Origin of the sequence: Nostoc sp., assembly GCF_036917315.1 — a bacterium.
Lineage (GTDB): Bacteria > Cyanobacteriota > Cyanobacteriia > Cyanobacteriales > Nostocaceae > Nostoc.
In genome coordinates, this window is record NZ_JBALDR010000046.1 from 62753 (window position 1) to 78793 (window position 16041).

The 16041-nt window shown below is 39.2% G+C and carries 10 protein-coding genes; 5 read left to right on the plus strand and 5 right to left on the minus strand.

The features are described from left to right. Positions 1–128: 128 nt before the first annotated feature. The 5 genes from fabI to V7K84_RS20195 all read left to right on the plus strand — a co-directional run bounded on the left by fabI (position 129) and on the right by V7K84_RS20195 (position 7242). Positions 129–905: an enoyl-ACP reductase FabI gene (gene fabI / locus V7K84_RS20175; RefSeq protein ID WP_334840595.1), complete on the plus strand. Its 777-nt coding sequence runs from the start codon at positions 129–131 to the stop codon at positions 903–905. Positions 906–1017: 112 nt separating this feature from the next. Next, a complete protein-coding gene (gene hisB, locus V7K84_RS20180) occupies positions 1018–1659 on the plus strand; it encodes an imidazoleglycerol-phosphate dehydratase HisB (RefSeq protein WP_292730822.1) in 642 nt (213 codons plus the stop codon). Positions 1660–1909: 250 nt separating this feature from the next. After that, a complete protein-coding gene (locus V7K84_RS20185; RefSeq protein WP_334840597.1) occupies positions 1910–2893 on the plus strand; it encodes an ABC transporter ATP-binding protein in 984 nt (327 codons plus the stop codon). A gap of 499 nt (positions 2894–3392) precedes the next feature. Beyond that, positions 3393–4862, plus strand: a complete 1470-nt coding sequence (locus V7K84_RS20190; RefSeq protein ID WP_334840600.1) for an SLBB domain-containing protein — start codon at positions 3393–3395, stop codon at positions 4860–4862. A 994-nt stretch (positions 4863–5856) separates the two neighbouring features. Beyond that, positions 5857–7242: a right-handed parallel beta-helix repeat-containing protein gene (locus tag V7K84_RS20195; RefSeq protein WP_334840602.1), complete on the plus strand. Its 1386-nt coding sequence runs from the start codon at positions 5857–5859 to the stop codon at positions 7240–7242. Between the two features lie 504 nt (positions 7243–7746). Here V7K84_RS20195 and V7K84_RS20200 read toward each other — a convergent pair. The 5 genes from V7K84_RS20200 to V7K84_RS20220 form a co-directional block, all read right to left on the minus strand. Further along, complete coding sequence (locus V7K84_RS20200; RefSeq protein WP_334840605.1) at positions 7747–9975, minus strand: GumC family protein; 2229 nt, start codon at positions 9973–9975, stop codon at positions 7747–7749. A 636-nt stretch (positions 9976–10611) separates the two neighbouring features. Next, on the minus strand, positions 10612–11808 hold the full coding sequence (locus V7K84_RS20205; protein ID WP_334840607.1) for a glycosyltransferase family 4 protein: 1197 nt from the start codon (positions 11806–11808) through the stop codon (positions 10612–10614). Positions 11809–12100: 292 nt separating this feature from the next. Further along, positions 12101–13315 (minus strand): O-antigen ligase family protein, encoded by a 1215-nt coding sequence (locus V7K84_RS20210; RefSeq protein ID WP_334840608.1) that lies wholly within the window; start codon positions 13313–13315, stop codon positions 12101–12103. Positions 13316–13325: 10 nt separating this feature from the next. After that, a complete protein-coding gene (locus tag V7K84_RS20215) occupies positions 13326–14429 on the minus strand; it encodes a glycosyltransferase family 4 protein (protein WP_334840611.1) in 1104 nt (367 codons plus the stop codon). Positions 14430–14513: 84 nt separating this feature from the next. Beyond that, a complete protein-coding gene (locus V7K84_RS20220; protein ID WP_334840614.1) occupies positions 14514–15947 on the minus strand; it encodes an oligosaccharide flippase family protein in 1434 nt (477 codons plus the stop codon). Positions 15948–16041: the final 94 nt, after the last annotated feature.

Genomic DNA, 16041 nt, shown 5'->3' on the forward strand with positions numbered 1-16041 from the left:
AAATCAAGATTTTTGTCACGGCAAACACCCTTAGCAATATTCATTTTTGTCAACCCTGTATAAAACAAAGACAAAACGTGCCTCGGATTCTAGTATGCTCCTAATGATCGATCGCACTAACAATTTATATGCTAAATCTGACTGGAAAAAATGCCCTTGTTACAGGTATTGCCAATAACCGCTCGATCGCTTGGGGCATCGCCCAACAACTGCACAAAGCCGGAGCAAACCTGGGTATTACCTACCTGCCGGATGAACGCGGCAAGATGGAGAAAAAAGTCGCGGAGTTAGTAGAACCCCTCAACCCCAGCTTATTTCTTCCCTGTAATGTCCAAGATGACGAACAAATTAAATCTACCTTTGAGACAATCCGCGAACAGTGGGGAAAGCTAGATATCCTCATCCATTGTCTAGCCTTTGCTAGCAAAGACGATTTAAGTGGAGATTTTAGTCAAACCTCTCGTTCTGGGTTCAACACCGCTTTAGAAATTAGTACCTACTCGCTGGTGCAGTTAAGTGGCGCAGCCAAACCTTTGATGACAGAGGGAGGTAGCATCGTCACCCTGACATATTTAGGCGGTGTCAGAGCAATCCCCAACTACAACGTTATGGGAGTTGCCAAGGCGGGGTTAGAAATGAGTGTGCGTTACCTGGCAGCTGAACTAGGACCGCAAAATATTCGTGTGAATGCCATCTCCGCAGGCCCCATCCGCACTTTGGCATCCTCGGCAGTGGGTGGGATTTTGGATATGATTCATCACGTAGAAGAAGTAGCGCCCCTACGACGCACCGTCACTCAGTTAGAAGTGGGCAACGCCGCGGCTTTCTTGTGTAGTGATTTGTCCAGTGGGATTACCGGACAAATTCTATATGTAGATGCAGGATATGAAATTATGGGAATGTAAGATAATTTGGGCATAGGGCATTGGGGATTGGGCATTGGGAATTGAGTATTAGTATTTTTGCTCATTCCTCATTCCCTATGCCCGATGCCCGATGCCCCATTCCCCATTGTTTATGCAAACAACCAATCGCCAAGTTAATTCAAACTACGATCGCTTAACTGAAACCCCTCGGATTGCCACTGTTCACCGCACCACTGGTGAAACTAATGTGCAAGTTACCATCAACCTGGATGGTAGAGGAACTTGCACAGCAGCAACAGGTATTCCTTTTTTGGATCACATGTTGCATCAAATTGCCTCCCACGGGCTGATTGATATAGATGTCCAAGCCAAGGGAGACTGGGAAATTGACGATCATCACACTAACGAAGATGTCGGCATTACTTTAGGGCAAGCTTTTAACCAAGCACTAGGCGACAGAAAAGGTATTGTCCGCTTTGGTAATTTTCTTGCACCATTGGATGAAGCCTTAGTTCAGGTAGCGCTAGACTTTTCTGGACGGCCTCACCTCAGCTATGGCTTGCAAATTCCTACTCAGCGGGTAGGAACCTATGACACCCAACTGGTGCGAGAATTTTTTGTGGCTTTGGTGAACCATAGCCAGATGACACTGCACATTCGGCAACTGGATGGTATTAATTCCCATCACATCATTGAAGCAACATTTAAAGCTTTTGCAAGAGCAACACGGCTGGCAGTGGAAATTGACCCCCGACGTGCTGGCTTAATTCCCAGTTCTAAGGGAGTTCTATGAAAAGAGTCAAATTGGGCATTGAAAAGAGGCAGAGGTGCGGAGGGGCAGAGGGGCAGAGGCGAGAAAACTTACTACAACTTCTCTTCTCCTCTGCTCCCCTGCCTCCTCTGCTCCCCTGCCTCCCCTGCTCCCTTGCTTCTTCCCCAGTCCCCAGTCCCCGATAATTGACACACCAGCAGTTGATGGTTATTATCAGCCTACCGGGTAACTTCTAATTAATATCAAGCTGGTAAATAGTGATTTAACCGAGATGAAGTCTGTTGCAGATGACTCTAATTCTCAACTTAATACGATAGACATTCCACCAGTAGTCCTAACTTCTGAGTTGCGAAAAGTCTATCGCACTGGTTTTTGGCTAAATCAAAAAGTCGTATCGCTCAAAAACTGTTCTTTAACGGTTTACAAAGGCGAAACCTTTGGGTTGCTAGGGCCAAATGGTGCTGGGAAAACTACCCTTTTAAAATTGTTGTTGGGAATTATTCATCCCACTTCTGGACGCGGATCGTTGTTGGGTAAACCCATCGGCGATCGCACTGTTAAGCAACATATCGGCTATCTACCAGAAAATCCCTATTTGTATGACTATCTCACTGGCTGGGAATTTTTGCAGCTAGCTGCTGGGCTATTCCAAATTCCCCAAAGTGTCCAACGCCAACGTATTCCCCAACTGCTGGAATTAGTCGGTTTATCCCAAGCCGACGCTCGTAAAAAGCTGCTGCGTCGCTATTCCAAAGGAATGCTACAGCGTGTTGGTATGGCACAGGCACTAATTAACGAGCCAGATTTAGTTTTTCTGGATGAACCAATGTCTGGCCTCGATCCGGTGGGGCGCTACCAAATGCGAGAAATTATCCTGGCACTCAAAGCTGCTGGTAAGACGATTTTTTTCAACAGCCACGTTCTTAGTGAAGTAGAACAGATTTGCGATCGCATTGCCATCCTCGCTCAAGGTGAACTAATTTGCTCTGGTTCCCTCAATGAACTCTTAGGCGTAAAAAACACATATCAAGTAAAAGGTCAAGGTGGTGACTGGGAAATTCTCAAAAAATGGATACCCACTCTCATATTTGAGCCTGATGGTTCCTGGCACGGTACACTACAAGATGATTACTATGATTTTCTTGCCAGTCTTCGTCTCATGGAAGGTAAAATTATCGCCATTAACTTGTCACGTCACTCCCTAGAAGAATTTTTTATTCAACAGATCCAAAGAAAAAACAATCCCTTGAATTAGTCTTGTTGCCAAATAGGAAATTGTTGATTGACTGGAAAAATAAAACCCAAAATTCTGCCTTTTTAAGTTCTCTTTGCCCAACACAATCCACAAAAAATAAAATTTCTGCATCTTTTCAAGGTTATTTGTATTTATTTAATGAACTTGTTCCTAATTTTAGTAGTCCCTTACTACTCATCACAGATTTTAAATGTCATCAAATTAACTTTGACAAGAAAACTTTATTCGTGACTACTTGATTGTTGGCTAAGAGACAATTTCTTGTAGAAACTGGGTTTAGTTGCGTAAATCCTATATTTTTTGATATTACTCTATTCAAGCAACATTAACTTTAAGCTAACTTCACTAAAAATTTAACTTCAATAAACAAATTTCCTCCGGAAAATCACACTTTTCTAGGAAAATAAGAGTGTCGGGGAACATGAATACTTAGGTATAGTCAAAATAAAAATGTTTAGACAGTACTTTATTGATCGTAGTTTCAGAGTCTCAGGTAAATATGCTTAACAAAAGTTTGTCTAAATTCCTAATTCAGCCAGCTGTAGGTATGGCTTTGTTAACTGCTGTCAATGCCGCTATGTCATCTGCCAGTTTAGCTCAGGGACAACCATTACCACCAAATACACAACCACCAATCACACAAACACAATTAGATACTAATTATTCATTAGGAGGCGGCGATCTCATCCGTGTAAATGTATTTGAAGTACCTGAATATACAGGTGAATACCAAATTCCCCCAGGTGGAGCAATCAACCTACCTTTAATTGGCAGTGTGTCGGTACTAGGGCTAACAACTGAACAAGCTTCTGACGAAATAGCTAGAAGATATGCTCGCTTCCTCAAACGTCCCTTGATCTCAGTCAATCTGTTGTCTCCTCGTCCCATCAATATTTTCGTTGCTGGAGAGGTGACACGTCCTGGAGCTTACACTCTAAGCTTGAGCGGAGGCGCCGGGAACAATCCAGGCGTACAATACCCCACTGTATTAGCCGCATTAACCACAGCACAGGGGGTAACTTTAGCTGCGGATGTTACTCAAGTTCAATTACGGCGTAGAATAGGACGTTCTTCAGAGCAAGCCGTCACCGTCAATTTAAAGGAACTCATTCAAACAGGCAAGTTATCGCAGGATATTACCTTGCGGGATGGCGACACTATAGTTGTGCCAACAGCAACAAACTTCAACCTAGCAGAATCTCGCAATATATTTGCAGCTAACTTTGCCGCCAGTCAAACCACGCCCCGCACAGTAACAATTATTGGTGAAGTTAACCGTCCTGGTTCGTATCTTGTCACCCCAGGTAACACAGATAGCCAAGTGGGCGCAACCCCTAACAGTGGTACTACCACTCCCAATGGTTTACCAAATGTGACACGGGTAATTCAATTAGCTGGCGGAATTACAGCACAAGCTGATGTACGTAATCTCAAGCTACGCCGACCTACAAGAACTGGCTCAGAACAATCTATAGATATTAATCTTTGGCAACTGTTACAGAGTGGTGATGCCAATCAAGACATCATTGTGCAAGACGGAGATACGATTGTTATTCCGACGGCAACTGAAATTAACCCCGCAGAAGCGACTCAATTAGCCACCACTACTTTGTCTCCTACACGGATTCAAGTTGGTGTGGTAGGCGAAGTTAAAAAACCAGGTCTAACAGACGTTCAGCCAAATAGCTCTTTAAATCAAGCTATACTCGCTGCTGGCGGATTTAATGATGCTAGAGCTAGTAGTAAGGCTGTTGATTTAATTCGCCTCAACCCTAATGGCTCTGTTACTAAACGTATAGTAAAAGTGGATTTCTCCGCTGGGATTAATGAGCAAACTAATCCCATACTCCGCAATAATGACGTTGTAGTAGTCAACCGATCTGGATCAGCTAAGACTGGCGATACCGTCAACACTATAACTGGACCTCTAGGTGTTATCTTTAATCTTTTGAACTTATTCGGACTCTAGTTTAAGAGATAGATGCAAATTGGGGGCGTTGGCTAACCGTCTCGTCCCTAAAATTGCATTATCCTTCAATCAAAAGCAAGTTAAACATAGCAGATGTTCCACAAGGCATCGCTTCTTGCAAATTGTGTTTTATAGCGGCTTCATACTGTTACGACAAGTCTGCTATGACCAAAAAGGGTGTAGGGAAAGAACGTTCTCCCACACCCAACAGATACAAGCCCCTATTTTTAAATACGGAAAAAGAAATGTATCTCTATTTTTGAGACACATAGTGCGATAAAAATCAGCCTCCATGTTTGAAACCCCTAATTTTAATTATGGAGTTCCTATACCCTACACCCTCTTCATCGCTCTCTTGTGATTTGCCAATGTTCTAAGCTATCTGACTACTTTTATATATCCGTCCTTATAATAATTTTAAGTAATATTACTCGTAGAGAAATACTATAAACTTTAAAATTCTCACTGTAACTTCATAATGTGCATTGATAGACTTTTGAAATCTTTATTGTAGGTACTCGGATTTCTTATGATAATGAGAATATTTTAGAAAGCAGATTCTGTAAATACTAGTCAATAACTGCTTTTTAGTTATTTAGTGATTCTTATTATCATAAGAATTATTTAAGTAAATTAACCAATTGATGACAGATATACTATTTTAACCACAGATACCGCGTATACACAGTAGAATGATGTCGAATTGGAAATGACGCCATTTGTACGGTTGCTTGGTGTTCATGAATAGGGTGACTCTGGATACTGATATTTTTTATTCAGTGATATTATCAGATGTTTGCAATTTTTTGGAACACAAGCTCAAAAGGTGGTTCAGCCATATTTACGCAAAAATGCGCAGGTTTAAACTTATAAAACCGTGTATAAACTTACAAGTGGCAGTGATACGACCGTATCCAATACTAGGTTATTAACTAAGGCTAGAGTTACTAACCGTTAACGATTGAGTTTTTGCAACATACCCTATTTTTTCCCTATGATGATTCATGGTTTCGGTTTTCTCAGTTTGAGCGCATCTCTTGTACTTCCCTGGGCATTAACAGGTCTGGTTCAAGGACAGAGAATAACAGAGTCTTTATTTAAAGATGTTCCTCAACCATCCACTATTAAGGAAATACCACTACCTAACCGCAAGCTGATCAGTGGTATTTCAACTGCGACAACATACTATGTTAGTGGTAACGGAAACGACAGAAATAGCGGACTCTCTACCTCATCCGCTTTTAGGACACTTCAAAGGGCAGCAAACCTTACTAATCCTGGCGACACGGTACTTATTATGAACGGGCAATACAAGAATGGGCCCAAAAACGGTGCTGTACTAGGTATTAGACGTTCTGGAACTGCAAATGCATGGATTAAATATAAAGCATATTCTGGGCATTATCCAAAAATTCAGCACAATACATGGAATGGTATCTCGATTTCAAATGGAGCTTCATATATCGAGATTAACGGGCTAGAGGTTGTAGGGAACAATGCTAATATCACCCGTGATTATGCGTTAAGTCAGAAATATAACAGATCAAATCCGCTTACTAACGGAAGTTGCATAAGCATTGAAGGAGGAAACAAAGGCCGTTCTCATCACATAAATATTCTGAACAACAAAGTGCATGATTGTGGAGGAGCAGGTATCTCAGCAATCCAAGCTGATTATGTGAAAGTGGATAATAACACTGTTTTCAATAACGCTTGGTACACAGTTTATGGTTGCAGTGGCATTTCCATGCTTAATAATTGGAGTTCTGACAACAAACAGGGATACAAGATATTTGTAACCAATAACAGGAGCTACAACAATCGAATGTACGTTCCTTGGATTGGTTCAGGAACGATATCAGATGGTAATGGCATTATTGTTGATGTTTCAAAAGGATATAGAGGACGGATTTTAGTTGCGAACAATCTCACCTACAATAATGGCGGTTCAGGTATTCATTCCCATGATAGTCAGCATATCGATATTATCAACAACACGGCATATTTTAATCAGCAAAGTCCAGAAGTTAAAAAAAAGGGAAAGGGCGAAATTTATGCGGGTTATTCGTCTGATGTCAAAATTTTCAATAACATTATGTATCCTTCCCCTGGTAATGCTGCAAATAGCAATATGAAAAATGTCAACGTCAATTATAACTACAATGTTTATCCCAGTAATTCGACGATCAAGATTACAGGATCTAACGATATGATTGCAGATCCACAGTTTGTTAATGCCTCAGGTCGTGACTTTAGATTGAAATCAACAAGTCCGGCAATTAATAGTGGTTTAAAGTGGAGTAGTTTGAAAACCGATTTTCTAGGCAATCCTCGTGTGTCCGGTTCTGCAACCGATAGAGGAGCAATTGAAAATCGGTAGTAGTTAAAAGTATGGCATTGGGTTGTATGGAAAAGTTCTTATTTATACAGATTTTTTGTCTACAACCCAATTGGAAACGGACGAGGAAGAGCTACAAACGAAAACAAAACGCTATAGTCCGATCGCAGAAACAAGCAAAGCAGAATACAAATGCGGGGATTATGTACGGCTACTAGAGAAATAGACCTGAAGTATTTGGATGAATTAGGGTTTTGTTTTGTGCATGGAGGTACTTTCGAGGCGAGCAAAAACCCTAATAAACCCAATTAAATTAGAGTGGCAATACCTGAATAAATCGGACTATCATCCAGAAAATTATCTATAGCTCCTAATATAGCTTTTCTTATACTGGTAAAGATATATCTTATTCTATCTAGGATCTCTATATAATTAGAGTCCGGTTAATTACTTATTATTTCAAACTTCTTACATCTTTGCGTCAGTCTTTATTAATAAATATTTATCCGGACTTGATGTAGCTCCTAAAATAATTTTTTAGAAGCTTTATTTCTTCGCCAGTCCCTTAAGCTCTTTTGTCAACTCTCTTGGTTTAAAATATTCGTGAGAATGATATCGATAACTACTAGATTCATTTTTATCAATGACTCCATTGACTACTAAACCTAGAACGTTGTAACTGGATCTCTCTAATATCTCTTGAGCAGCATTAGCACTGTTGGAATCAATTACTCCGGGTCGAGCTACTAACAAAATACCATCAGTCATTTGGCTTAAAGTCAAAGCATCGGCTGCCAAAAGCAGTGGAGGGGCATCAATAATTACAAAGTCATACTTGTACTGAGATGAGAAATTATCAATGAGTGATGCCATCCGTTTTGAGTCAAGCAAAGCAAGTGGGTTGGGAGGTCTAACTCCAGCAGTTAAAACATCAAGATTGTCCATTACCTGAGATACGGCAATTTCAAATTCAGCTTGGCCTACAAGAACCTCACTCAAACCAACTTCATTGGTTAGTTGCCAGAGATGATGCTGAGAAGGAACTCGCATATCTGCATCAATTAGTAAAACTTTACGTCCTAGTTGAGCGATCGCTGCTGCCAAATTTGCTGAAACTGTAGACTTGCCTTCTTTAGGAATTGCACTAGTTATCACAATGGTTTTGAGCAAATTATCTGAACTTAAGAATTTCAGATTTGCTTGAATCATCCGATACATTTCACTCGTTAAAGAGTGGGGAGTATCCCTGACGGCAACTATTTGAGATGTTGATTCTGCATTTGAATCACGGGAACGAAGCTTTTTAACAGATAAAGGAACAATTCCTAGCAGAGTATATCCAAATACATCTCTAATTTCTTTAAGTGTTTTTAGAGATCTATCTCTCATAGCGAGAAAGAGTATAGTTGTGGTGGCAAAAAATAAACCGAACATGACTCCTAGCACCAAGACAATTATTTTTTTGCCTAATGTAGGATCTTTGGGCACTAAAGCCTGAGCAATAATTCGGGAACTAGGGGTATTTGTATTTTCAACTAACTGTAATTCTTGAACCTTTTTCAATAGAGTTTGATAGGTCGATTCTGCAACTTCAACTTTCCGTTCCAACTCCCGCTGGTTTTGTGCTAGCTGGGGTATAAGTTTCACCCGCTGTTCGTAACTGACACGAGAATTATATAGAGAGGAGAGTCTTTGAGTTAAGCCAAAACGTTGTATTTCTGATTGCAGAAAGTTTTGTATCAGGCTTTGTCTGAGTTCTCCAATCTGCAATAGGCTTGTGGGAACTTGTGTTTGATTGCCAACAGTCTGACCAACTTGCTGTTGCAGGAGAGATTTTAAATTAGCTTTTTTTGCTTCTAGGTTAATAATTATAGGGTTGTCATCTAGAAAACGGCTGCGCTCAACCGCTAGCTGCCGATCGGTCTCTTGGAGTTGTGTAAGAATTCCTTGTACTGCTGGTGACTGACTGAGGGCACTCACAGCGATCGCTTCCTGAGAATTTAGCTCTACTTTCTGCCGCAGTTCATTGGTTTGGGCATTTACCTCATCCAGTTGAGCCTTGACAGTATTCATCTCATTGTCTAGATTTCCAATAGTCGCAACAGCCGATCTTGTCTCCTCGGATAAATCTGCAATCTGATGCTTTTGTTTAAATATACGTAGCGCTACTTCTGCATTATTAACAGCAGCTTGAGTCGTAGGAAGTTGCTTGGCCATAAACTGACGAGTCGCTCCTGCCTCAGAGCGATTTGTCAGAATATCATTTTCTAAATAAAACCTCATAACCGTGTTGACTACTGCCGCTGCTTCTTCAGGATCGTGACTGCTATAACTAATACGCAATACATCTGTCCCACCAACAATTTTTAGGTTCAGGGCTTTTTGTAGTGCTTTCACCTCCAGAGGTTCGCCTTCCTTGTCTTTGAGTTGTAGTTTGTCTATTGTCCGTTGCAACAAAGCTGGGGAAGAAATAACTTCTATCTGACTGCTTATGGGATTTTGAGTTGCTACCAATGGTTTCAAATCTCCTGAGTCTCCTCCTTCAGAGGTACCAGGGGAAAGATTATTGCCTGCTACTTTAAAACTGGGAACTCTGAATAACAGTTTTCCTTCTGCTTCATAGTCTGGCTTCAGAAATTTTGTAGATATAGCACTCAGAATAACTGTCGCCACAAATATACTGAAAGCAGGCACCCACCACCGTTTCAATATCAACAAGTAACGATTAAGGTCTAAATCAATAGATTCTCTAGATTCCATAGATTTTTCTGACATAAATCTTCCAAAGTACAGGTCTTAAGCAAGAAACTCAAAATTGACTTATAACAGTCACAAACCAGCGCAATTTACAATACTGATTATGTATAATTTTACAATATAAAATATAGTATAGACCAATACGGTTCAGTTAAAGCTTAACTCTATATCAAAATCATTTTTTAACGAACCGTCAAAGACGCAAGAAGTGCTTAACTGAACTGTGTTGTAGTATATATTTAAGTTAAAAATTTAGTCCCCATGAGTACAAATTTGTGACGGTGGTGTGTTTACCTTTATTGAGCAAAACCTTTGTTAATTTGGGGATTTTAGGTGAGTCAACTACCTCCTAACTATAACTGCCATCCTATAAATCAACCCTTTAGTAACAGGACGTTCAATTAAAAGTTTTTGCATTAGCCATCAACCATTAATATTCATTCAAATTTCTTTCTGGATTATCAAAGATTTGATTTTTTACTTGGATATTATTACGGCTATATTCCTTAGTGAGATCAACTATCTTAGCCAAAGCCAAAATTTCAAAGTCAGGTAAAAAACTCGACCTTTAGTCAGGTTGTAATTTTTGACCATAAACATCTACTCATTACTCAACTCACTTACTTAATATAGTAATTCTGAAACTTAAAGTAGCTACCTACTTTGCCAAACTTTCTCGTAAGCATCTAACAGTTTTGGAGCTTGATATTGCCATTCAAGAATCTCCTCCATTCTGCGTCTCCCCTCAGCTCCGATCTTTTGTCTGCGTTCAGGAGAATCTAGAAGTTCCAAAATTTTGTCGGCAAATTCTACCTCATCGTTAGGCTTGGCATAAAGAGATGCTTCTTGTGCAGAACGTCTTCCCTCTCGCAAATCAAACTGGACAATTGCTTTTCCCATTGCCATGTATTCAAGGATTTTATTCATAGTGCAGTTTTCGTTATAAGCAGATGTTGGAGAAGGTTCTACACACACGTCGCAGCTGGAAAGTCGCTCTAAAAGTTCTTCACCTTGCTTAAACCCTGTAAATTCTACAAACTCATTCACTTCTAATTCTTTAGATAAGTCCTTGAGCTTTTCTGCCATAGGTCCACTACCAATTAGCATAAAGTGAATATCAGAGCGATTTTTTTTGTGGACAATGTAATATACCATTCTCAGGAGATAATCAATACCCTCTGGTTCTCCCATGACACCCATGTAACCTATCAAATAGTTTCTACCTCTACGGTAATTGGGGTTTGGAGGCATTCGGCGAAAGCGCGAAAGATCCGGCGCACTACGAACTACAAATACTTTCTCTGCTTTCTTGTGCCCACGGTTAAGAGCTACCTCTCGGTGTGACTCGTTCGTTGAAATTACCATGTCTGCTGTGGCATAAGTCAAGCGTTCAGCCCAGCGTAATCCATGATAAAAAATATCGCGCCGCCGATACTTAGCTTCATACATTTCCGGACTGAGGTCATGATGATCGAAGATAATAGATATACCATGAAATAATTTAAACCATGCTGCTACCAAGAAAAGTAAATCGGGCGGATTACAAATATGTATGATATCAAAACCACGCTCTCGCCATACCCTTTGAGCTAGACGAAATTGCCAGTTAACCGCCCAGCTGTATTCTCGGAGATAGCCAATGACAGAACTTTCTTCCGGTGGTAGAGGATGACGGTAAATGTGAATCTGCTCAATAATTTCGTAATCTTTTTCAAAGCCATTACCTGTAGGTGAAATTACGCTAACTTCATACCCAGCTTTTTGCAAAGTAGTTGCTTCCATCCATACCCGTCTATCAAAGGGAACTGGGAGATTTTCTACGATAATTAGTACTTTCTTCGGTGATGCCATAATAATTTCAATTTTTAATTAGTTTCGCAAGTAATTATTCACTCACTCGGTAAAATGGTCAAAACCCATAATTTATGGGTGATAGGCAGGGGAAATGTGAAACGTTACTTTAGTAAAACACTCATTTGTCAAGTCTAAAATATACCTTATTTATGTAACCTATAGTCATCCTTGGCGAAACTGGGTTAGAGAATAAATATGTATGTCTACATCACAATAGCTGTCAGATTTGCGGTTACTAGCTGGCTACAGTTATGTTGATTAATCATCTGATTTTTACATTTTTACATTCTTACATTCTGACTGAGAGAGATGCCGCCACATAGAGAATCCAAGTCAAACTGTTTGATTCCATCAAATTAGACTCAGTGAGGCTAGATAAGACTATAAATGTCATGTGTATAAGTGGCCAAATATCGAATGCTGTTTTGCTACTACGTACCCAAGCAAATCCTTGCAGATAACTGCGCCAAAATCCTAAAAAGAATACTCCTAACCCTAAAAGACCCAAATCTAGGCAAAGAGCCAGATAGCCATTGTGGGGATGACTTGGCGTCCATCCAGCGGCAAGCCAAACATAGGCAGATTCGCCATTCCATCCTTGCCAGAATCCACCATAACCATAACCAAGCCAAGGATGTTTCCAAATCATATCAATTACTAATGGCCATAATTCTGTTCGACCCGTCAGCGTCGCATCTTTGCCAATTGCACTGAACAGGATATCAGCATCGTTAGACAACCAAAAATATAAACTTTGGCTGATAGTAGCTATGATTATTAAGGTTGGTATCATGAACTGGTATGACCAGCGCCAAATTTGAAAAGCAAAAAATGCCAATATGAGAATTAATAGATTAATTAGAGATGAACCTGAAGACGCAAGGAGTAAAAGTATTACTGATAAACAAAACCCACCCCAAAAAAGCCAATTACGTCTTTTATTTTGATAACCCAGGATCAAAAAAGTCATACTACTCGTTACCATTCTTGCTCCCAGACCGTTTTTGTGCGTGAATACTCCACGCCACTTTGAGCCACCCAAATCGCTCTGTATCCCGTATTTAGGCAGTGCTATAGCAAAAATGCAACTAAGTATAATAATAATTGCAAAGTTCCAAGCAAGTAAATGTAACTGCTGTTTTAAGCTATATCGCGAAGCAAAATATAGTCCAAATAAACTGGAATTAATGAGGGCAAAACTATTTTTTAATGTTGTTGATGGTTCAAAAGACCAAATAATAGAAACAGCTGCCAATAAAATTAAAGAATAAAGCAAAAAGCTTTTACTAAGTAAATAAAGAGTTTTCTTCCAACGCAAAACTAGTAGTACTACGGTCACTGCGTAGATTAAAGAATAAATAATCCGTATCACAGAGCTATCATATTCTACTAAATCGTTCTGTCCTGCTCCTCCTGACAGTAGAAGAACAAAGATTGCCCCTGAATACATCAGTAAGCTCGCAATTGTAAATCCCTGTTCAGCAAAAATTAGTATTTTCCTCATAATAGTTTAACTAATATTTATTTTGCATATTCAATTCTTTATAATAAACTTGAGCTGTTTTAGCGGCAATATTTGACCAATTTAAATCTTCTTGACAACGAGATACTGCCGCAGTTTGCATACGTTTTTGTAAATCGCGATCGCTTAACAAATAAATAATGGCATCTGCTAAAGATTGGACATCACAAGGTGGAACTAACAACCCATCTTTTTTATGCTGAATTATCTCACTTAATCCCCCTACTTCAGAGGCTACAACCAGTGTTCCCATCCCATAAGATAAGGCTGCTACACCACTTTGAGAGGCTTCTATGTATGGTAGAACTGTCACTGTACTGCGTTGAAATAGATTACTTACTTCTTCAAGGGGGATAAAGTCATTGATAATTTCGTAGCGTTTCTCATCATAACCATTAGGGAAATATTGTTTGATGTTTTCTCCCCTTCCAGCGATAATCAGCTTGACTTCAGGTATCCGTTCAGCAATTAAAGGCATAGCCTGAAGTAAATATTTCAATCCTTTGTAGGGCCAGATGCGTCCAAAAAATAGTAATGTATTTGGCTCACGAGTCTGACTATTCTGCTTACCCCGACGCTGATACAAACTACCAAGTTCCCCATGTGGCAAAACATTGACTCGCTCTTGAGGGATACGAAATTGTTCAGTTAGAATCTTTTTTAGTTGATGAGTATGGACAATTAATTGTTGGGAACGATAGAAGGCAATACGCCTGGTATACTCTGAACCGAATACAGCCATGCTATCTCCTGGGTGACGGAATATATCGTGGATAGTTGTCACCAATGGCGGCATTTTGTTCAGTAACAAAGTCCAATCATACCAAGGATCGTTAGTTTCTTGCACGTGCAAAATATCTGGCTGTATGTCTTTGATAATACGCATCATCGCGTACATAGACAATAGGTTGCGTGGGTCGCGAATCCGTGGTTTTTTAAAACTAATTACGCGGATACTGGAATCAAGAACATTGCTACACACATTTGATATTTTTTCCGGGTGAATTAGCGTTAAATCAACATGTTTAACCAGACTGTTTGCTAATTCAATGGTGTAATCTTCAAAGCCAAAATGTAATAAAGCAACCTTAATCATAATTAAAATTATCCTCCCACCCTAAATTATTTATTTCATCAATTTTTATGTATGAGTTAATGATAATAATTTATCGGAAACGAATTACTGTGATTTTAATAATTTTAACCATAAAAAACGAAACCCTCCAAAGGCACGAATACCTAAATAGATCACAAATAAGGCATAGGCACAAGTTGCAATAATTAGAGTTAATATAAAGTCTAAGTTAAGCTGTTGTAATAATATTAATATAGGTAGCATTAAAATAGTTATTATTAATGGTCGGCGGATAATTCGCCATAAATTTAATGGAAATAGGCGAGTATAGGTGAAATAAATATACTGGCTAAAACCAGAAATAGTCATTAATAATGCCATTAAAGCTGCACCAAGTAACTTATAGTGCGAAACTAATACCACACCTCCTAAGCTGCCTAATGTAGTGGTAATAACTACTTCACGTAGGTTCACTATCTCGAAACCATTGGCTACAAGTAAATAAGTCAGTGAGCGTGTAAACGGCAAAAAAACGAGTGATGCAGCGCTTATAATAAGAGCTATATTTGCTTCAGCAAAGCTAGCATTATAGAGAAAAACTAATAGATCCTTGCCAAATAATAAGATTCCAATAAATAAGGGCAATGCGATGATTAGTAGGATTTCGATAATATTTTCAGCTATCTGCCTCTGCTTTTCCCGTCCTTGCTCTACTGCCTTTGAAAGTCTTGGAAATATTGCTAAACCTATACTGTTAGCAATAATCATAAAGGGTTGTAATAATTGTGTTATTCCGCCAAACAAACCTACTAAAAATTCATTTCCTAACAATGAAAGGATTAGTATTTGAATTCTGCCACTTACTACAGCTATTGCTTCAATAGCAAAAAATGTGCGCGCACTTTTAATTGTATTAAGGACAAAACTCCTATCAATTTCCCATTTTATTGTTACTAACCGAGCTATAAAAATCCATTCAATTACGAAAATTAGTGTTTCTGAAAAAACTAGGATCGCCCCCAAATATTCAATTCCATATTTTAGTTGCATCGCCCAAATCATTATTATTAGGCGTAAAATATAAACTGGCACTGTAGCGATCGCAATCAGATGCATCTTTTCTTTCGCTTGAAAAATTGCCTCTGTTATATTAGAAAGCGCAAAGGGAATGATCGTTAAACCCATTATGTAACAAACAGTCGAGGTTTTGGAACTATAGGGAAGTAAAAATACTACAATCACCAATGCCGCATAACTGAAAAAACTAAATATTAACTGTAGGCAAGTACCACTGATTAAATAGACTGGTGTTTTTTGTGGCTCACGAGCTAGTTCTCTAGTAAACAATGTTTTTAGCCCTTGTGAAGCAATGCCCACAAAGATAAAATAGTAGCTATATGCTAGTAGATACTGCCCTAAAGCTTCAGCTCCTAGAGTACGAGCAATAGAAGCGGTTAATACAAAAGCTGTAACACTTTGTGCTAACCGATTGAGTATCATCGAGAAGGAATTACTTATGAATTTGTACTTTTCTACCATTCTTAATAATTCTTAATTCAGCTTAATTCTTTTATTTTGAGTCACCACAATTTTTTGTCGGATATATCTTTATAGATTCTTCAAGAGCATCCTC